The organism is Virgibacillus sp. NKC19-3 (assembly GCF_019837165.1).
In the GTDB taxonomy this organism is placed as follows: Bacteria; Bacillota; Bacilli; order Bacillales; family Amphibacillaceae; genus Virgibacillus_L; species Virgibacillus_L saliphilus.
Genome location: NZ_JAGYHC010000001.1, coordinates 3,115,123 through 3,134,836 on the forward strand (window position 1 = coordinate 3,115,123; position 19,714 = coordinate 3,134,836).

The following is a 19,714-nucleotide window of genomic DNA, read 5'->3' on the forward strand; positions in this document are numbered from 1 at the left end:
AACAAATAAATTCCGAACATACATCGCTTCGGAAATATACTTCGCTTTCCGCGGGCGGCTGGTGAGCCCCCTTGTGCTATTGCACTTCGGTGTCTCACCTATGCCTTCCCTCCCGCTGGAGTCTCCGCATATTTCCTACGCTAAGTTTGATAATGTTCGTCTTTTTTATTAAACACGTTTGTTTTGTCCCAGCCTCATGCCGTAATTGGTGACATAGCTGTAGCTGATCCAGGCGATACTTGCGTTGTATCAATTTTATGAACATATTCGTACTTAAAAATCGGCTCATCTTGCCGATTTTTTCAGTCCATAACCATAAACTTTTGCAGTAGAAAGAAGGATTAACGTGTTCGAAACTATTTCGATAGATGAACTGCTCCACTTAAAAAATTCAGGTGAACTTACGGTTATTGATGTGCGCTCGCCCTCTGAGTTTGATAATGCTACCATTCCCGGCAGCATCAATATTCCCTTCTTTAACGATGAGGAAAGAGCAGAAGTTGGAACACTTTATAAACAAGTAAGTCAGCAAGCAGCTAAAGAACGAGGGCTTGAAATTATCTCCGCTAAATTGCCTAATTTTGTGAAGGCATTTGCCAATGTAACAGGAAAAAAAGCTGTCTTTTGTTGGCGAGGCGGCATGCGTAGTAGAACATCTGCAACGGTTCTTGATCTAATGGGTATAGAAGTCCTTAGACTGGATGGTGGCTATCGGAGCTATCGTAATTGGGTAGTCGATACGTTGGAAACGTCCGAATTGAAACCGGACGCCTATATTTTAAATGGATATACCGGATCAGGGAAAACAACGATTCTTCATCGTCTTCGTGAAACAGACTATCCGGTGATCGACCTTGAGGGACTGGCAAATCATAGGGGATCAATATTTGGCCAAATCGGCGTGGAACCAAATAACCAGAAAACATTCGATGCCTTATTACTTGAAAACGTTCAGCATTTGCAGGAATCATCGTGCGTATTATTTGAAGGGGAAAGTAAACGAATTGGAAAAGTGACACTTCCAGCCTTTATTTTAGAAAAGAAGGAACAAGGGACTCAATTATTTATTGATATGCCCCTAGAGGAAAGAATGAATAATATTCTGGAAGATTATCAACCATGGAATCACAAACAGGAATGTTTAGAGGCCTTCAAGCGAATTAAGAAGCGCATTCATACGCCAATTGCCAAGAAAATTGAATCCGATTTGGTAGCAGAAAATTATGCTTCAGCAGTCCGGCTTTTACTCGAATATTATTATGATCCCTTATATGACCATTCAGCAGGAAAGATTCCTGAAAACCAAAAAATAATGATAAAGGCAAATAACGTCGATGAAGCAGTCGATTTAGTTAGGACATATTTAAAAGGGATCGGCCTGCCCCCTGCTACGCTAAATCGGTAGCATCCGTGGGACAGCCGCCTTTTAGTTATTTTTTTGATTTAACAATTCCAACCATCAATGTTCCAAATGAGATCATCAGGACAAGCGTTTCAAATACTGTCATCCGGTAACCCTCTTTCCTAATCGTTTCGTCAGGAGAATGGACTGTCACCCTTGTTATCGTTTTGTCGTATTGCTTGCTTGGATTGATCTACTCGATGAAATTGCTCTATAATGTTTTTGATTTGTTCACATGATAATTATTATATTTTATAATATGGGCTTATCCGCTTGTCCTATTCCTTTTATGCTGAAAAAATGTGAAAAAGAACCGGATTTTTATTTTTCTTCCAAATAAATACACTGATGCAAAGGTGGACACCCAAGTACCAGCCAAATTTTAATGAACAACTCTAACCTCGGTTGCGACACATTATTGAATATTTTGCTTATATTCGGTGGCTTCATATGCAGTTGCTTGGCAACGTCTTTAATATAGATATTCTTATGTTTCGCTATTTCTTTGAAACGATTCTTGATCACAAGCTGTTTATTGCTATTTAGAAACGGATTAACGGAATCAAAATGATTGATTTGTTCCATCTTATCCGCTATACAGCCAACAATGAACTCCTCTATTTTATAATTATCACTCCTGTTTTTATCCCGATGCCGATTAATTAAATTCTCCAATTCCGTGATTTCCTTGATTTTATCATAGGTTTCTTCATGAAGCTGAATTGTCACTTCTTTCATGTATAAATCACCTCTTTTATGGTAAATGTATAGTTGAAAGGATGATAAACGTGATAAAACATAATGATAAAGAAGACGTGATCGACGTTATCCATGAAACATTTGATAAAGGAAGAAACGATAAATCCTACAATGGTTGAGGAGTCGATGGTTCTCCACTAACTGGTGAAGTGGTTTTATATTTCGAATATGATTAACGATGCAATTTAATACGTTACAGTTTACATTAACTACCACATTTTTTTATCAAAAACACCGGTAAAAGAATCAATGGAATAGGTTCTCTTATTACATATTCCGTTTTTCTGCTAAACATGCCAAAAAAAAGCTACTGGTCGAAGAACAATCAAGGTTCATCGGGGCAGTAGCTGATCCATATAGTTTCAACGTAAAATGTTAAAGTCCAAACTTTTCCTCATGACGCTTGCCCAAATAACGCAGCAAAAAGAATTGAATGACGATACCAGCAATCAGCAGCACGATACTACTTCCGATAACAGAATATAATAAATATAAGGCTCCCGTTATTCCAGCAGGCACAAGAGCATATGGAAGCTGTGTATTAACATGCGCAATGTGATCCGATTCGGAAAATATCGATGCCATCACTGTCGTATCCGAAATAGGCGAAACATGATCACCAAAAATGGACCCTGCAAAAATGGCTCCAATAACGATGGGGATAAGATCCTCTCCACCCATTGTATAGGCAAGGGGGATTGCAATTGGCGTCAAAATGGACATCGTACCCCAAGACGTACCGGTTGCAAAAGAGATGAACATAGCGATAACAAAAACCAGAAACGGAATAAGTGCTGCCGTCATCCATCCTTCTGTCGCATTTACGACAAATTCCGCAGTACCCAGTTCATCCGTTACCGTCCCAATCGACCAAGCTAGGACAATGATAATGAGTGCCGGTAACATGGTACGAATACCGCCTAGTAAGGTGTCTTCGCATTTTTTCAAATCCATACCTTGAATCAGTGCTAGAATAAGTCCTACTGTTGTCATCGCAAATGCACCCCATGTTAACGCAACGGAAACATCCGTATCCGCAAGCGCATCCATGATAGACTTCCCGGTGGCACCTCCTCCTGAATACCATAATCCCCAAACACTTACAGAAATAAGCGTAACTAGCGGAAGGACAAAATTCCAAACACTACCTTGCTTTTGATGTGGCTCGCCCAAATCTTGGTCAACAGAAGATAGTGGCGTCGAACCATCCGGTATCAATTTTCCAGTTGTATGCGCACGATGTTCAGCTTTTGCCATTGGACCAAAATCCCTCCCGGCAATAATCATCGGGACGGCCAACAGACATAGAATCGCATAAAAATTCCAAGGAATCGATTGTAAAAAAGTAAAATAAGGCTCCATCCCAACAATACCGATACCCGCAAAGGCTGCAGCAATCAACGACACCTGAAAACCGATCCAATCCGAAACAGGACCAATTGTCGCCATCGGTGCAGCGGTTGAATCAATGACATAGGATAGCTTTTCCCGTGATATATGATGCTTTTTGGCTATATCTTTTGTTGCATTCCCAACGATGACAGCGTTTACGTAATCGTTAAAGAAAATGAGAATACCTAAGAAATACGGTAAAAATAGCACACGCCGTTTTGTAGTTAGTCGTTTTTGCAGAATCCTGATCAAACCTTCAGATCCCCCAGTTTTAAACATAAACGCTGCTCCAGTTCCAAGCAATGCAGTCATAACAAGAAAACGAGCATTCCATGGATCGACCATCACATCCTTCATCCATGTAAAGGTCAAACCTACTGCTCCAAATGGGTTCCATCCCGCTGCAATGAATCCCCCAACCCAAATACTGACGAAAAGAGAAATCAAAACGCGTTTTGTCACAATAGCTAAAACAACTGCAACAAGCGGTGGGACAATCGATAATATCTCCATAAATCATTCAACCTCCCTTCCATGTTTTTATTATCATTAAAAACTTGTCTAGTTTACATATCTGCAAAATCGAAGCATCACCTTTTTACAAAACATATAGATGATCGGGTTGTTACTACATATATGTTTCATTTGGAACTTATATTACTTCCCTTTTGAAGAACAAAAGCGAGAGAATGCATGGGAATAATCTTACGTAAGATAGAATAGTTCTATGGTACACCGTTCTGCTAAATTCGTATATCCATGTATCATAGAACGGCTCTATGGTACATCGTTCTGTTAAATTCGTATATCCATGTATCATAGAACGGCTCTATGGTACATCGTTTTGCTAAATTGGCATATCCATGTATCATAGAATGGCTCTATGGTACACCGTTCTGTTAAATTCGTATATCCATGTATCATAGAATGGCTCTATGGTACACCGTTCTGTTAAATTCGTATATCCATGTATCATAGAATGGCTCTATGGTACACCGTTCTGCTAAATTGGTATATCCATGTATCATAGAATGGCTCTATGGTCGTAGAGTCAGTCGGCCTTCCTTTACCAGGCGAAGTGATGCCCGCTTTCACCACAAGGATAACCTTAAGACTAAGCCTCTGGCGGACAATCAGTCAGTCCTCTTTTCACCCACAGAGCATAAGTGCGACTTTACTTCTGCCTGCGCCCGTGATCCCTCAATCAGTCAGTCTTCTTTTTCATAATGGAGTAATGCTCCAGTTTGGGATTGCGTTAAAGTTCGCTCCGCCAAAAAGACCTGTTAGTTACTGGGCGCCGAAAGCCGGACGGTCTTTTAGCTACTAAATTACCCTAAAATTTATTCAATATGAAAAAAGCCCTTTTCTCAAGGCAGAAAGGACTTCCTATAACTATAAAATATTCAAATCACCCATTAAAACACAATCGTCTTATTCTCATGAACAATAATTCGATCATCCAGATGCCATTTGACCGCTCGCGCAAGCACACTGCGCTCAACGGACTGACCTACTTTTTTCATATCTTCCACATCATCACGATGGTCCACACGACTGATATCTTGCTCAATGATTGGCCCTTCATCCAGGTCATTCGTCACATAATGAGAAGTAGCACCAATCATTTTCACGCCACGCTCGTAGGCGCGCTCATACGGCTTCGCACCGACAAATGCCGGCAGAAACGAATGATGGATATTGATAATGCGATTATGATAGGCCTCTACAAAGGTTGGCGTGAGAATCTGCATATAACGGGCAAGGACAATCACATCAATCCCATAATCCTGCAAAAGCTGTTGCTGCTTTTCCTCAACCTGTTCGCGTATGTTCTTATTTGCTGGTATGTGATAAAACGGAATATCGAATGACTCTACCAAATCCCTAGCATTTTCATGATTACTGATAACAACAGCGATATTGGCCATCAGATCCCCACGCTGCCATTCCCATAATAACTCAAGCAGGCAATGCGGTTGACTGGATACAAACACCGCCATGTTCTTCATCTCACGCACGTAGGTAATTTTCCAATCCATATTAAACGTTCCGGCGACAGAAAGGAAGTCTTTCTCCAATTGCCATGCTTTTTCTTTTAACCCTTCACATTCAAATTCAATCCGTATAAAAAATTCCCCACCGATCGGATCCATCGTATATTGATCGGACTCGATTATATTTGCCCCATGCGCGTAGAGAAACTGAGAAACAGCTGCTACAATTCCGGGCTGATCCGGACATTTGATCAAAAGGCGCGCCCGGTTTCTATTTTTGTCTTGAAATGTATGGATGTTTTCTTCGATGTAACGATTCATATTTTCTTCCCTCGCATTTATTTAATATGTTCATACTTTATGGGATTTGTAAAATGGGGTCAAGGAAAAATACTATTTATCGTTCATCATTGACATTCATATACACGGGGAAATTTGTATACTGCCGGTATTTAGTTGAACCCCTCCTATTAAAATGATAAAATTTAGCTAGTACTGGAAATAAACACATCACAGATACTTACCTATGAAAGGGTGTACGATTATCGCTGAAAATGATTTGGAACTAAGCATAAATTTAGAGGATATCAAACTTGTAAATCTATCAACAGAACGAAAGAAAGACGGTAGCAAGATCAACAGGACGAATAATATTGAAATACTGGAATGGAACAAAGAACGCAACCAGATCGTTGTTGAATACACAGAAAATATAACTGGAGCGTTACATTTAAACTTGGCGATAGAAGCCATTTTTTCCGTAGAAACTGAAAAGGATGTATCCGCAACACAAATGGAGGAGATTGTTAACAAAGGGGAAATTGATCATTTAGCTTATCCTCTATTAACAGAAGCTACACAAATCACTTCGTTCATAACAGGGAAAGTACAGGGCATACCAACTATCTTCCCTCCTGTATTGGAAGATGAAACGGACGATAGTAACTAGTTGACGGTATCAATTTAAAAAACGGTTAGAATTAACCGTTTTTTTCATAACTTTAAATGACAACTACACCAAACTAGCTAACCTGTAAAAGGACTAAACCATTATTGTGTGCTAAGAAAAGAGCACTCAGTGCAGGCTAAGGCTGATTTCCAATTATATGTTATAGTATACTATTAGATGAAAGTTTGCAGCGGAGTGAATAGAATAACGCGATAACAAAAGGAGATCTTTCCTATGGATAAACACATCGTTTTTTTCGACGCAGCATGTCCGTTATGCCGGTCTGTCAAAGCCGTATTGCAAAAACTTGATTGGCTCGATAGAATCAACTGGTTTCCAGTTCAAGACGTGAAAGCGGCGACAAGGGAAAGAATAAATCGTTATAAAGATATGTATGATGAAATATATATGTATACCAGAGACAAAAAGGTTCTAACAGGGTACGATACCGTACGAAAAATTTTATCCCTGCTCCCTCTCACAATCCCGCTAGCCGTTCTGATGTATCTACCGTTTGCTAAAACAATCGGCAGTCCCGCTTATCGCTTTATCTCCAAGCGACGCTACCGCTGGTTTGGACGTGTACCCTATTCGTGGTGATTTTTTCAAATCCTTTACCGGACCTTTACAACACCTATTTTCTTGATCTTTATCCAGAAAATAGGTGTTTTCTTCAAGTTATCTCCCTTCATTTGGACAATGAAACTCATCGATTTATTTTACACCATCAGTCAGGATATGCACCTGTTTAGACCTAACAAGAGGTAATAGTACTGTCCCCATTTCTTTTACAGGTCCCCCATCAAAATAATGTAGTCGAGATCATTAGTTTTCTTTACTAACTTTTTAGCTAATTAATGTAATTCTATTTGAAAACTACCTAATTTTATATATAATATAAATAAATACATTAGCTAAAAAGGAGTGTCAAATAGTGAGAGTTCCCTCAACCAAAATACAAAATAATTTTGGGAAATATTTGAAGTATGTGGAAGCAGGCGAGGATATCATTGTGACGAAAAGTGGAAAAGATGCGGCCCAAATCGCGCTCTGTTATGATAAAGATTATGTCAAAGAAGAGCAATCAGCATATCGATCTTCAGATGGCAGGGTGACGTATAAGGAATTTTTGGAACTAATGGAGGAATCGGAACAAAGGTATGAATTAATTGATGGAGTCATTTATAATCTTGCCTCCCCCTCCTACAAACATCAGCGTGTAGTTGGCGAGCTTTATGGCGCATTTCACAACTGGTTTAAAAGAAAAAAATGTGTACCGCTCACATCTCCGTTTGACGTAACTTTCTTTAAAGAGGAGGACAACATCTGTGTCGTCCAACCGGACATTGTGATCATTTGCGACAAAGACAATTTGGATGAAAAAGACAACTATAAGGGGACACCAACCCTAGTGGTCGAAGTGTTATCCCCCTCTACGAGAAGTAAAGATATGTTGAAAAAACTGGAGTTATATAAACAGTGTGGTGTCAACGAGTACTGGATTGTAGATCCCATTAATGAGCATATATTGGTTTACACGCTAGAGAACAATGATATTGTAAACAACAAGACCTATTCAAAAAACGCCCATCAGTCAGTTAGTTCAGAATTATTTGAAGAATTGGAAGCAGACCTGCAAGATGTGTTTACTTGATCTGTTAAGCGTTGTATTCGCGGTGAGTTTGAGATAAGGTCACTTCCCATTATAAATGAAACACCTTTGTAAACATTGTATCGTGAACTGGGAAGTGACTCGCCCTTCCTTATCTAGCATGTCGCTTCAAATAATACGTTTTCTTCTTCTGTTTTTCTAAATACTCAACCAGAACACTAATAGATATCATTACAGTATATCCCAACAGAGAACTGTAAAACATTGCTTCAAATACCTGTTCAATCATACCTGTTCCTGTTAAAAACATAAAACAACTTGGACCCAATACTACAGACGCCAACGCACCTGTACGATTCGCCTTTTTCCAAAAATAGCTTAGTGTAATGGGAGCCGCTATTCCACTTAAAATGGCTGATGTGCCAATTTGAGCTAACAACGCCAGTGAATCCGGTCTATCAATGGACATGTATAACGTGAATCCTCCAATGATGATCAGTGAAATCCTGGATACCTTTACTGCTCGTTGATCTAATTTCTTTCTGGGAAGCTTTTTATTTTTATAAAGAATTGGAGCCACGAACCCCTTATAAAGGTCGTTACCAATACTTGTTGTCATCCCAAGATATAGGCTATCTGTCGTGGACAAAATAGCTGAAATAATGCCTACAACCATCAAGACTACTAGAATAGTAGGGAAAACTTCCATAATATAGGCTGGTACTGCACTATCCGGAGATGACAGATTAGGAACCATGATACGCGCGGCCATACCGGCAAATACAGAAAACGTGGATAGGACAAATAACGTAATTCCAGAAGATAGCGTAAATTTACGTAAATCTTCTTTTTTCTTTACTGTCAGCACTTTATTCATTAGATGAGGAAGCAAAGCAAAACTAAATAACAACCATTGGATGCTCAAAATAGCAAAGGCGCTATGAAATGGTCCATCCTGTGAAGTTAAAGCCAACATACTTCTGTCGATTGTACCCATTTGCGTTTGCAAGTTAGCTAAAACATTCCATCCCCCTCCGATGGACCAAATCAGCGAAATAAACAACAAAACGGAAATGACCGACATGATCGTTCCCTGTATTCCATCTGTGATCAGCTGAGCAAAGGCACCTCCCAAACTAACGTAAACGATAGTTATTGTTACCCCTATAAGTACACCCCAAGTGTATGGAATCCCTATGATTGTTTCAAACATTGTTGCTAAACCAACATTTTGAGCAACAATGTAATAAATGTTGAATAAAATGAGTAAAGCAACAACTACCTGTAATGCTTTACTTTGATATCGAATCCCCAGCCACTGCGGCAAGGTGAGGCTTCCCTCCTTCTTTTGCCCCTGCTCCCAGAAGGTTTTGGTAAAAAGAAGCAACCCTATCCAGGAAACACCAAAGCATCCCAGTGAATACCAAAGTACTGGTGCACCATAAGTATAGGCCCATCCAGGAACACCTATAAATAGGTTTGCACTTGCATAGCTTGCCCCAAAACTGATTCCAACAATCCAAGGACTTACTTTTCCTTTCGCGATGGCAAAACCTTTCATCGACTTACTATGAACGGCACCTCGTTTTCCCAGCCAAGTCGTTAACAGAAAATATCCCAACAACGCTCCCAATATCAGCCATATTAATATATTATTATCACCGCCCAGCATCAACTTCTCCCACCTTTTTGTTTCGGGTAAATTTTATTCCATATTGAAAGTCCCACGATCCAACATATTACGACGGCAATCCAATAAATTGTAAACATCATATCCTCCATTTTCCTTAATTAGTTGAATCTTACTTGGTCCATTATTCTGACTGAACTATGCCAACGCTTTTCGCAGGATGATTATCCGGCAGATGGAAATTACCCTTTCCAAACATATTTTCTCTTAGGGTCTTTCCTTCATATTCCTCCCGATAGATACCACGTTCCTGTAATTCAGGAACTACATAATCAACAAACTCACGATAAGTATCCGGTGAATAAGCTTGAGCAATCGTAAACCCATCCACATCTCCTTCTTTCGACCACTTCTCCATTTGATCCGCAATTTGCTCAGGTGTTCCAATAAATTTAACGGTACCATTTCCGAGCCCATGATTTTTAACAGCTTCTCGTAGAGTCCACTTTTTATTCGGGTCTTTCGTATATAGATCTAAATTTCCCTGAACCGCTTCTGTCTCGATATCTTCAATGTACTGATCCGGATCATATCTGGAAAAATCAATTCCAGTATGACCAGACAGAAGAGAAGCTGTACCCTCAAAGCTGACATGATTGGTCAAATCTTCATATTTTCGATAAGCCTCTTCTTCCGTAGATCCGATAATTGGAAGAATCAACTGAGAAACAAGTACATCCTCATGTCTCCTACCCTGCTCCACTGTCCGCTTTCGTATATCGGCAACATAAGCTTTTAAAGCTTCCAATGAATGATTTTTGGTAAACACCGCTTCGGCATGTTTGGCAGCAAAGTCTCTCCCCTTTGGAGAAGCCCCTGCTTGAAAAAGAACCGGAGTGCGCTGAGGTGACGGTTCTACTAAATGAGGACCCGGCACATTGAAAAATTCACCTTCATGATCGATCAACTGTACTTTATCCGGATCTGCATAGGTATCATTTTCTTTATCATGAACAACTGCATCATTGTCCCAGCTGTGCTCCCATAACTTATAAACAACATTCAAAAATTCGTCCGCACGGTCGTAGCGAAGTTCCTTGGGCAGACGAGTCTTTAGTCCAAGGTTAACTGCTTCGCTTTCCAGATACGATGTCACCACATTCCACGCAATTCTGCCTTCAGTTAAATGATCAAGCGTTGATAACTGTCGCGCTAGTGAATAAGGTTGTGCATAGGTCGCAGAGATCGTAGGCGCAAAACCCAGATTTTTCGTGACAGCAGCCATCGCCGAAATTGGGATTAACGGGTCATGCGCTGGCAGTTGGACTGCATGCCGAGCAGCCGCACCATGGCTGTTTCCATAAACACTGTATGTGCCAAGTACATCGGCAATAAATAACGCATCAAATTTTCCACGTTCCAAAATCTGGGCTGTTTCTGTCCAATAAGCTAACCTGTTATGGCTTGTTCCCTGATCCAACTCATGTTTCCATAATCCCATGGAATGCGGAGAAGGTGAATTTTGGATGAATCCATTCAAATGTATTTGTTTTGTCATAAAGCAAACTACTCCTTTTTTCATAGATTTTAATGACCCCTTACCTGTGTATGGTCTGTTTTAAATATTAAATCTGCTCACCTCCTAAAATGAATACTACTTTTCTCATTGAATTACTTGGCTTAAAAGATACGTGTATCACATTAGAAATACCAGCTAGCACAATTTCAAATAAAAAACCTCTACCGATGAGGAAGAGGTTAAAATTTATTTACACACGTCTCATCTTTCAAGCGAAATGCTTGCTGGAATTAGCACCGTGCTACGATTACGTAACGGTTGCTGCGGGATCACAGGACCAGTTCCTCCCCCGACTCTTGATAAGGAATTATTCAATTTTTAAGATTTCTACACATCATAACGGATACAGAAAAAACTGTCAAGTACGAAATTAATAAAAAATGAGGATGGGACAAAAGTATTTTTAACAAATAAATTCCGAACATACATCACTTCGGAAATATACTTCGCGCACCTTGGGGCGGCTGGTGATCCCCCTTGTGCGCTTCGTATTGCAAGTGGCTTCGAGGGGCAGCACTCCTCGCAAAAAAGATTGCTATCGCACTTCGGCGTCTCACCTATGCCTTTTCTCCCGCTGGAGTCTCCGCATATTTCCTACGCTAAGTTTGATAATGTTCGTCTTTTTAATGAAACACGTTTGTTTTGTCCCAACCTCCTCTCTATTATTCAGCAACCACTGTAACTTCAGTAGATGCAAGAATGCTATAACCATCATTTTCAAACATATAAATACGGTACTCTCCCGGTTCAAGCACATCTGTATTTCCCCAGCTACCATCCAAGAACAGTGAACCTTGACGTTCTCCTCCTAGATACTGCCACTGTAAGGAGTTTGTATCGTCAGGTGACTCGTCGATTGGGTAAATTCCCACCCAATCATATGGAAAACCAGTAGCATCTTCCCATTCTACTTTAATTGGTTCACCGTATTTTTGCTTAGGTTCCACATTTAAGCTTGCTGATTCACTTGATTCCAATACTTTAAAGGAAGTTGTTGCTCTTTCTTCATCTCCAGCAGCCAGAAATACAGCTTCATATTCTCCAGCAGGAAGTGGCCATTCACTGGAGACGACAGATTCCTCGTCAAAAAAGATTGTACCTTCGTTTTTGACCTCCCCGGGTTCTTGACTATTGGAACCGGTATAGGCCCAGAGCATAGGATCTTCCTCTCGATCGCTTCCTTTCGGATAGATAGCGACTTGATCTTTCTCGGAAGGCTGATCGTCTACATAAAAATTCACTTCAATGGTTTCTCCGATCTCATACTCCATTTGTGAGGTAGCTACTTCCTCTTCTGGCGCAGACACTAAAGTGGAAGTAAACGTTGAGACGACAGAGCGATGATCAGAGGGCCAATTATCCAATTCAATATCAGAATATGGTCCGACCTCACCCACCACTTCACTATTCGTTGTAATAGAAGATCCAGTCGCATAAACAAAGTCAATCCGATCATGAACCTCATCCTCGTTTACATTCCCAGGGGGATATCCCGGTGTCCACGTATAACTCGGAAATTCTAAAGGGCTTTCATGAATTTCACGATAAGAATCCCGAAAACCAAGCGTCTCTAATTGTTTCGAAACAGGCCATTCAACTACCGTATTGAAATTTTCTTCCTTTGTCTCCTCGGTCCAATCATGATGGGAAGGGACATTGAAATCGCCTGTTAGAAATACCGGCACACCCTCGTTTTGCAATGCTGTTAATGAGTCAAAACGGGACCGCATTTCCATCATATGGTGTCGTTCATTACCAATCACCTGATCAACTGTGAATCCATCTCTTATGTCATAAGGGCCATATGGATCATGCAATAAATGAACATTGCTTACCGCTACCACTTCATCCGGTTCAACTTCAACATAAACATAATCAGGGTGACCAACATCAATAATCGGATAACGACTAATGATTTCTTGATTGTAGTCCGCGTAATAACCAAGTTCATCCGCTAATTGATCCAAAAGTCCTCCCTCTTCTTGAACGCCAACAATATCGGCATCTGCCTCTTCGATAGCATGGACAGTTTCATCTATACCGCCAGTCCAAATGTTAAATGACATCACACGTAAGTCATGCTGATCTACTTTTTCCCACACATCCCATTCTCCGGAACTTTCTGGATTTTCACCTTGTGTCCACCACTTGGCTTCATAAATAGCACCTTCATGTTGAACCCGATCTCCAACTTCATATGTGTCTTTTTCTGCCCAAACGGACAGGCTTTCTTTCCCATCATTGGAGCATTCGGGGGCCAATGTCCATACATCCCATTCTCCGGAATCACTCGGTTTCTCACCTTGGGTCCACCATTTGGCTTCATATATCTCCCCATCAAATGAAACGTGGTCCCCTTCTGTATAAATGCTTTCTTCCAACCACTTATCAACATCACAATTTGTTTCTTCCGCATTGGCAACTTGATTCAATGGCACAATCATGAAAAGAGCTGCCAAAATTACTTGTATAAATCCTTTCACGTTTAAATTCCTCCTGTATATTTTTTACGTCCTGGGTGCACCTCTCTTTCGTTTAAAAATTTTTAATCATATTAAACATATCATATATTCAATATAATTAATATATAAGGTTGAGAATATTTTCTTTTTCTAAAAAAGAAGGCGGAAAGGGAGCATACCCAATCCGCCAACAAAAAGAATTAGATCAACACTAAAAACCATGGCTGAAATTAAATGAATAAATATGCGATCGAAACTAAATACAAATACTGGAAGAAAACGCGAAAACCCCTTTTCTGCTTGCCAATCAGCAAATCTTCTGTAAAGGAGGGGAGGACAAGCGTAGTGCACTTCCGTAACGGGCGCGATATCAACAGTTAATCTATTTTGTCAACCATAAATGTGATGAAGAGTTCCTTTGGTTCCCTCTTTACCTTTTTCCTGTTCCTGCTATTTTCATTGTCTGCTGGATATAAGCAGCAGATTCATGCAACATTTTTATTTCCGCTTCATCTAATTCAATTTCCAATTGCTGTTCCACTCCGTTCTCACCTATGATGCATGGCATGCTTAGTGCAATATCGCCATCATACCCATATTGTCCGTTCAATGTCGTACACACAGGATAAACGCTGCGTTCATTTAGCAAAACGGCTTTTGCGAGTGTAATGGCTGCTTGAGCAACCCCTGCATTGGTCCACCCTTTGCCATTTAGGACATCATACGCGCCGTTAACAACTTTTTGACTAAATACGTTTCGATCAAGGGGTTCTTTCCCTTGGAAATGGGCGTCCAATTCTTTTTCGCCAAACCCATGGATATTCAGACGGCTAAAAACCGGAAATGCAGTCAACCCGTGCTCTCCCATCATATATCCCGTAACACTATTGGGGGCAATGTTATAATTTGATCCTATTACATAACGCAAACGTGCAGAATCGAGCATCGTTCCTGTACCAAAAACACGACCTTCCGGGTAATTAAATTCATTTTCAGCAATATACACCATTGTAACTAGTGGGTTCGTGATGACAATAATAATGGCTTCCGTTGTATGTTGAGTGATGCCTGCCATGATTTCACGGATGTTCTTTCCGTTTTCTTCTGCAAGCATAGCCCGATCCGGTTTTTTATTTTCTTCGGTTGTGATGATGCTCGGACCTGCGGCAATAATAATCACATTAGCATCCTTGACATCTTCATAATCACCAGCATAAACATCAATGTTTGTCATGGAGGGAAGGGCGGTGGCATGGGATTGGTCCAACGCCTCTCCAAATGCAATATCTTTATTTTGATCAATTACCACGATTTCTGAAAACAACCCGATTTTCATCGCATCGGCAAGTACATAAGAGCCTACATGCCCAATGCCAACTACTGCAAGTTTATGTTTCATTCTTACTTCCTCCTTCTTTTTAACTAAAAAGTCAAGTCACTATTTAAGCCGTTAGCGCAAAGAAGGACAGTCCTCGCCTAAAATTCCCACTCACACCACAAACCGTGTCCGACTTGACCCTTCTTTTGTCTTACTCACCTCTAATACTGCCGGAAAAATGGTTTTTAGCTCTTGCACATGGGAAATAACCCCAATCATCCTACCTGATTGTTGCAGGTCAACCAATGCATCGATTGCCTTATTCAATGATTCCTCATCCAGTGTACCAAAACCTTCATCAATAAACATGGTTTCAATTGAAATATTCCCTTGAAAACTTTGGATCACATCCGACATGCCGAGTGCTAAACATAGAGAAGCATTAAATTTTTCCCCGCCTGATAATGTTTTGACGTCCCTCGTTTGCCCCGTATATGCATCATAGACATCAAGTGTTAACCCACTCTGTCTTCCGTGAGATTCCTGACGGTCACTTCGACTTAAGAAGAATTGGCCATTGGACAGGCGCCTCAGGCGTTGATTAGCAGCATCAATAATCTGCTCTAAATATTCGATTTGCAAATACCTCTCAAATGAAACTTTCCGATCGTTTTGTCCTCTGATAACGTCATATAAATCCGTAATGACACCTAAGCGTTTTTCTGTCTCTCGAGCTTGCGCATTTGCATCCATAATGCTTGCCTTCAAGGCGTCCGCTTCCCGGTGATACTCTTTGGACTGATTCCATTTTTTAAACGCTGCTTCATAGGCTTGTTTTAATGCATTCAATTGTTCCTGCAAGCCTTGTAAATCCACATAATGTTTATCTTTTAGTGCCGCTTTTAATTCCGTTACCTGTTCCTGTAATGTAGATCGATTTTGGTTAAAAAGCTCGATATCATCCTTCAACTGTTGCCAATCTTCCTCCCGCATCTTCGCTTGTTGGTACACTTGTTCGCCGTCAAAAGACGCATCGATTAACATATGGGTGAATTGTTGATCTGCTTTTTGTCGTTTCGCTTTTGTTTCTTCTACTTGTCTGCTTACATGCACTAGATTGCTTGCGACTTTGGTCTGTTCCTCTTTCGCTTGCTGAAGTTTGGTTTGAGCATCTTCCCAAGCTTTTTCCATTTGCGTTTTTCGCTCTTGCGCTTCTTTTATCTTTTGTTCTAATACAGTTAACACCCTTACTTCCTCTGGAATGTTCTGCATTCTTTCCTGATAAACAGCCTGTTCTTTTTCATAAGTTGTTTTCGCTTGTTGGTACACGTTCTCAGCCTGTTTTTCTTTTGCTTCTAGTTGCTCGTAAACTTCACGTGCCTGTTCATAGTCTTCCTTGTATGTAGCAAGCTTTTCTCTTATAGTTTGGAGCTCATCTACTTCTACTTTGAGCCGTTTTCCTTCTTCAACGATCTTGTCTTTCGTTGTTGAGGCCGCATCAAGCGAAACAGAATAGGAAGCGACTTCACGTTCTTTCTCCTTTACTCGTGCTGTAGTGGAATTTAAATCAGCTGCTGCTGTTCGGTAAAGCTCATCTTTTTCATCTAAAACCTGCTTTGCTGCTTCAAGTTGTTCTTTTGTTGTGACTGCTGCCTCACTTGTCGCTTTTCTGGGATGCTCGTGACTTCCGCAAACAGGACAAGCCTCCCCATCGTGCAAGTGGCTTGCTAGAACATGAGCCTGATCTTGAAGCCACGCTTTCTCCAATGTTGTATAGGTATCCTTTTGTTTTTCAAAAGCTTCCTTCCTGCGAGTTGCCTCCTTCTTCTGCTTGGCTTGCTTATCGCTTAATTCCAGAAAATCAATCAGCACTTTTGCTTGCTCGCGCATATCCATTAATTTTTGCTGCTTATCCGGCAATTGGTTAACTTGTCGATCCATTGCTTTGATCCGTTCATTATCGTTTTGCGTTTTAGCCTTTGTATTTTTGATATCTGTTTGTAGCTTTTGCAGTTCATACGCAGCATTTTTCGCTTTGTTCTTCAGCTCTTGTACCTGTTGTTTTTTCACATCTATTTCTTTGACGATTGGTAAAAGTTCCTCCAAGCGATCGATGCGTCTGCGGTTTTCTTCCCTTTCCGTCTGCTTCGCTTCTTCCTGTTGGTAAATAATTTGGACCTTTTCAACTCGTGCGTCAGCTGCCTTCTTTGCATTTTCGGTTTCATGTAACATCTTCTTCTTTTCTTTTTCTTCTGCATGTCGTTCGTTCATTTGTTTTTCATATGGCACTATGTTGCTTGCACGTGTTGCAGCTTCAAGCTGTTTTTCCTTCTGGACGTATAAAGATGTCTGGTTACGTAATTCTTTCAACTGGTTCTCTTTTTGGCTTAGTTCTTCAAATCGTTCGTTTAGTGCTTGCGCCTGGTGGTATTCGGTCTGCTTTTGATCATGAGCTTTATATGCTTCTTCGTACTTTTTCTGATCCGTGTTCATTTGTTCAGCATAAAAACGAAGTTCCCCATCCAATCCATTCATTATCTGATTTTCATTATAGTACGACTCAGCTAACACCTGGAAAAGAAGCGATTCTTCCCGCATTGGAAGGTTCGCGCGAATATGTTCGATATAATTATCCCGCGTTTGTTTCGCTTGATGAAACTCCTCTTCGACATGGTTTTTCTTTGTTCGCAATCGCTCACTGATTTGCTTGTATGGTTCTGTTTTAAAAAGCCTGCGCAAAATTTCTTCCTTGTTTTCCGTTTGGGAAGTTAATAGTTTTCGAAATTCCCCTTGTGGCAACATGACAATTTGCTTAAATTGATCTTGGGTTAGCCCCATTAACGCTTCTATTTTTTTATCAATCTCGGAAACAATTTGGCGATCCACACAAGGTAACTCGCGTCCTTCCACTATTTCAAAAAACGCATATTGTTCTCCGGTTTTTGACTTATTCCCTTTTTTTATATGTCCCAACTGCCGAAACACGCGATAGGTATGTTCCTTTAATTCAAATACAAGTTCCACCGACGTATGTGTATCATCATCTGCAAAATCACTTCGAAGCATCATGCTATTTTCCCGATCTTGCCCACTAGCTGACCCATACAAAGCAAAGCAAATCCCATCAAAAATCGTTGTCTTCCCAGCACCCGTATTCCCGGCAATTACAAATAACCGATTCCCCTCCAGATCATTAAAATCAATGACTTCTGTATGTTTATAAGGTCCAAATGCCGTCAATGTTAATTTAAGTGGTTTCAATGCACTTTTTCTCCTTCCGCTTCTACTGGTGGGTAATTGGTAACTTTTGCTCGATCCGCTTTTTCTGTTTCATGATTTTCTCTGACAAGATCATCCAGCACTTCTTTGAAGATGACGCTAGTTTCTTCCGTTGCTTCTTGCCCTTTCACTTCTTTGTAAAAGGACTGAAAAAGCTCCATATCGCTCATTTTCGTACGTTCGACGGATGTTTCGCTTCCATAAGCTGCCCTAGAGAGAGAAAAATTTTTGCGTTCCACGTGCATCGCATTCGGATAAACCGATCTTATTTTTTCCATCGGTGAAAGAACCGGCACCTCATCTGTTAGACGAACAAACACATAATCCTCACTCACCGGATGTGTGAGAATTTCCTCTAAGGAAGCCTCAACCGTTCGCATATCTCTAATCGGAGTCAGATGACGTTTTTGTGTCGTAACATTTCCGTGTTCATCCATCTCCACAACATGAAATCCTTTTTGATGATGGGCTTCCGATATGGAATATTTTAAAATGGACCCGGCATAGCGAATCGTCTCATTAGACACAAAATGTGCCTGATGTAAATGGCCAAGCGCCGTATAATGAAAGGCAGAAAAATGGCGCGCATCCACATATTCCGACCCACCAATGGCGAGCGGCCGTTCCGATTCACTTGTGTTCGCCTCTTCTTCTCCATATGGCGTAACAAAGGCATGTCCGACAAGCACATGACGCGCTTCCGGATCCATTTTTTCTGTAATATGTTCCACTATTTTTTCCGTTGCATCATTATGGGTGCGGATTTTCTCATCTTCATAAACATTTCTGATAGTGCTAGGATCACAATAAGGAAGGAGGTGAAAATGAACTTCCCCATGTGTATCGTTTAAACGAATGGGCTGTAAACTCTTCGTAAAATTCCCCACAATATGGAAGCCATTGTTTTGCATGATACTACTGCCGAAATTCAACCTGCTCGGACTGTCATGATTGCCCGCAACAGCAAGAATCGGAGTTTTCAATTTCAACACAATCGTCTCTAACACCTCATCCAGAAGTTGCACAGCCTCAGTGGGCGGCACTGCCCTGTCGTATAAATCCCCAGCGACAATAACAGCATCCGGCTTTTCCTCTTTTATCGCCTGTATAAATTGACGAAGTATGTAATCCTGATCTTCCGTCATATATACTCCCTGAACAAGCTTCCCCAAATGCCAATCCGCCGTATGAAACAATTTCACAACACTCTCCCCTTTCAACGTAATCTAGTAGCAAGCGCCATACAATTACACTTTCATCCATTGTACCACGCCGCATCAACTAATTTGCATAAAATGATATGAAACTACCAATCGACAAAATACGGGTGGTACCTGG

Annotated in this window: 14 protein-coding genes and 1 riboswitch; of the genes, 4 read left to right on the top strand and 10 right to left on the bottom strand. The window is 40.7% G+C overall.

Features of this window, described 5'->3' with window-relative positions:
• The first annotated feature begins 346 nt into the window (after nt 1-346).
• The gene (gene mnmH, locus KFZ56_RS15020) at nt 347-1,405 is read left to right on the top strand and encodes a tRNA 2-selenouridine(34) synthase MnmH (protein WP_222642776.1); all 1,059 of its coding nucleotides are present in this window, start codon (nt 347-349) and stop codon (nt 1,403-1,405) included.
• Nucleotides 1,406-1,430: 25 nt separating this feature from the next.
• Here mnmH and KFZ56_RS20090 read toward each other — a convergent pair whose 3' ends face one another.
• From KFZ56_RS20090 to purU, 4 genes are all read right to left on the bottom strand, one after another.
• Entirely contained in the window at nt 1,431-1,508 is a 78-nt protein-coding gene (locus KFZ56_RS20090; RefSeq protein WP_375540703.1) for a putative holin-like toxin, read from the bottom strand.
• Nucleotides 1,509-1,723: 215 nt separating this feature from the next.
• Nucleotides 1,724-2,140: a helix-turn-helix domain-containing protein gene (locus KFZ56_RS15030; protein ID WP_222642778.1), complete on the bottom strand. Its 417-nt coding sequence runs from the start codon at nt 2,138-2,140 to the stop codon at nt 1,724-1,726.
• A 396-nt stretch (nt 2,141-2,536) separates the two neighbouring features.
• Nucleotides 2,537-4,066: a Na+/H+ antiporter NhaC family protein gene (locus tag KFZ56_RS15035; protein WP_222642779.1), complete on the bottom strand. Its 1,530-nt coding sequence runs from the start codon at nt 4,064-4,066 to the stop codon at nt 2,537-2,539.
• 902 nt (nt 4,067-4,968) lie between these two features.
• Nucleotides 4,969-5,868: a formyltetrahydrofolate deformylase gene (gene purU / locus KFZ56_RS15040; RefSeq protein ID WP_222642780.1), complete on the bottom strand. Its 900-nt coding sequence runs from the start codon at nt 5,866-5,868 to the stop codon at nt 4,969-4,971.
• A gap of 205 nt (nt 5,869-6,073) precedes the next feature.
• Here purU and KFZ56_RS15045 point away from each other — a divergent pair, with 205 nt between their 5' ends.
• The 3 genes from KFZ56_RS15045 (at nt 6,074) to KFZ56_RS15055 (ending at nt 8,150) form a co-directional block, all read left to right on the top strand.
• Nucleotides 6,074-6,496 carry a hypothetical protein gene (locus KFZ56_RS15045; RefSeq protein WP_222642782.1) on the top strand — a complete coding sequence of 141 codons (423 nt, stop codon included), beginning with the start codon at nt 6,074-6,076 and terminating at the stop codon, nt 6,494-6,496.
• Between the two features lie 234 nt (nt 6,497-6,730).
• Nucleotides 6,731-7,096: a thiol-disulfide oxidoreductase DCC family protein gene (locus KFZ56_RS15050; RefSeq protein ID WP_222642784.1), complete on the top strand. Its 366-nt coding sequence runs from the start codon at nt 6,731-6,733 to the stop codon at nt 7,094-7,096.
• Nucleotides 7,097-7,430: 334 nt separating this feature from the next.
• Nucleotides 7,431-8,150 carry a type II toxin-antitoxin system prevent-host-death family antitoxin gene (locus tag KFZ56_RS15055; RefSeq protein WP_222642786.1) on the top strand — a complete coding sequence of 240 codons (720 nt, stop codon included), beginning with the start codon at nt 7,431-7,433 and terminating at the stop codon, nt 8,148-8,150.
• A gap of 109 nt (nt 8,151-8,259) precedes the next feature.
• Here the strand turns inward: KFZ56_RS15055 and KFZ56_RS15060 are convergent, their stop codons facing one another.
• The 6 genes from KFZ56_RS15060 to KFZ56_RS15085 all read right to left on the bottom strand — a co-directional run bounded on the left by KFZ56_RS15060 (nt 8,260) and on the right by KFZ56_RS15085 (nt 19,578).
• Entirely contained in the window at nt 8,260-9,780 is a 1,521-nt protein-coding gene (locus tag KFZ56_RS15060) for a sodium:solute symporter family protein (RefSeq protein ID WP_222642787.1), read from the bottom strand.
• A 142-nt stretch (nt 9,781-9,922) separates the two neighbouring features.
• Entirely contained in the window at nt 9,923-11,296 is a 1,374-nt protein-coding gene (locus KFZ56_RS15065) for an LLM class flavin-dependent oxidoreductase (RefSeq protein ID WP_222642788.1), read from the bottom strand.
• 219 nt (nt 11,297-11,515) lie between these two features.
• A riboswitch (SAM riboswitch) is annotated at nt 11,516-11,623 on the bottom strand.
• Between the two features lie 356 nt (nt 11,624-11,979).
• Entirely contained in the window at nt 11,980-13,800 is a 1,821-nt protein-coding gene (locus KFZ56_RS15070; RefSeq protein WP_222642789.1) for a carbohydrate-binding protein, read from the bottom strand.
• Between the two features lie 409 nt (nt 13,801-14,209).
• Nucleotides 14,210-15,178: a lactate/malate family dehydrogenase gene (locus KFZ56_RS15075; protein ID WP_222642790.1), complete on the bottom strand. Its 969-nt coding sequence runs from the start codon at nt 15,176-15,178 to the stop codon at nt 14,210-14,212.
• A 90-nt stretch (nt 15,179-15,268) separates the two neighbouring features.
• A complete protein-coding gene (locus tag KFZ56_RS15080; RefSeq protein ID WP_222642791.1) occupies nt 15,269-18,358 on the bottom strand; it encodes an AAA family ATPase in 3,090 nt (1,029 codons plus the stop codon).
• Nucleotides 18,355-19,578, bottom strand: coding sequence for an exonuclease SbcCD subunit D (locus KFZ56_RS15085; RefSeq protein ID WP_222642792.1), 1,224 nt, complete (start codon nt 19,576-19,578; stop codon nt 18,355-18,357). The genes KFZ56_RS15080 and KFZ56_RS15085 overlap by 4 nt, the downstream gene beginning before the upstream one ends.
• Nucleotides 19,579-19,714: the final 136 nt, after the last annotated feature.

Coding starts and splice junctions, on each gene's coding strand:
- KFZ56_RS15030 (WP_222642778.1), bottom strand. CDS start 2,140: ATGAAAGAAGTGACAATTCAGCTTCATGAAGAAACCTATGATAAAATC.
- KFZ56_RS15035 (WP_222642779.1), bottom strand. CDS start 4,066: ATGGAGATATTATCGATTGTCCCACCGCTTGTTGCAGTTGTTTTAGCT.
- KFZ56_RS15075 (WP_222642790.1), bottom strand. CDS start 15,178: ATGAAACATAAACTTGCAGTAGTTGGCATTGGGCATGTAGGCTCTTAT.
- KFZ56_RS15045 (WP_222642782.1), top strand. CDS start 6,074: ATGAAAGGGTGTACGATTATCGCTGAAAATGATTTGGAACTAAGCATA.
- KFZ56_RS15050 (WP_222642784.1), top strand. CDS start 6,731: ATGGATAAACACATCGTTTTTTTCGACGCAGCATGTCCGTTATGCCGG.
- KFZ56_RS15065 (WP_222642788.1), bottom strand. CDS start 11,296: ATGACAAAACAAATACATTTGAATGGATTCATCCAAAATTCACCTTCT.
- KFZ56_RS15060 (WP_222642787.1), bottom strand. CDS start 9,780: ATGCTGGGCGGTGATAATAATATATTAATATGGCTGATATTGGGAGCG.
- purU (WP_222642780.1), bottom strand. CDS start 5,868: ATGAATCGTTACATCGAAGAAAACATCCATACATTTCAAGACAAAAAT.
- KFZ56_RS20090 (WP_375540703.1), bottom strand. CDS start 1,508: ATGACAGTATTTGAAACGCTTGTCCTGATGATCTCATTTGGAACATTG.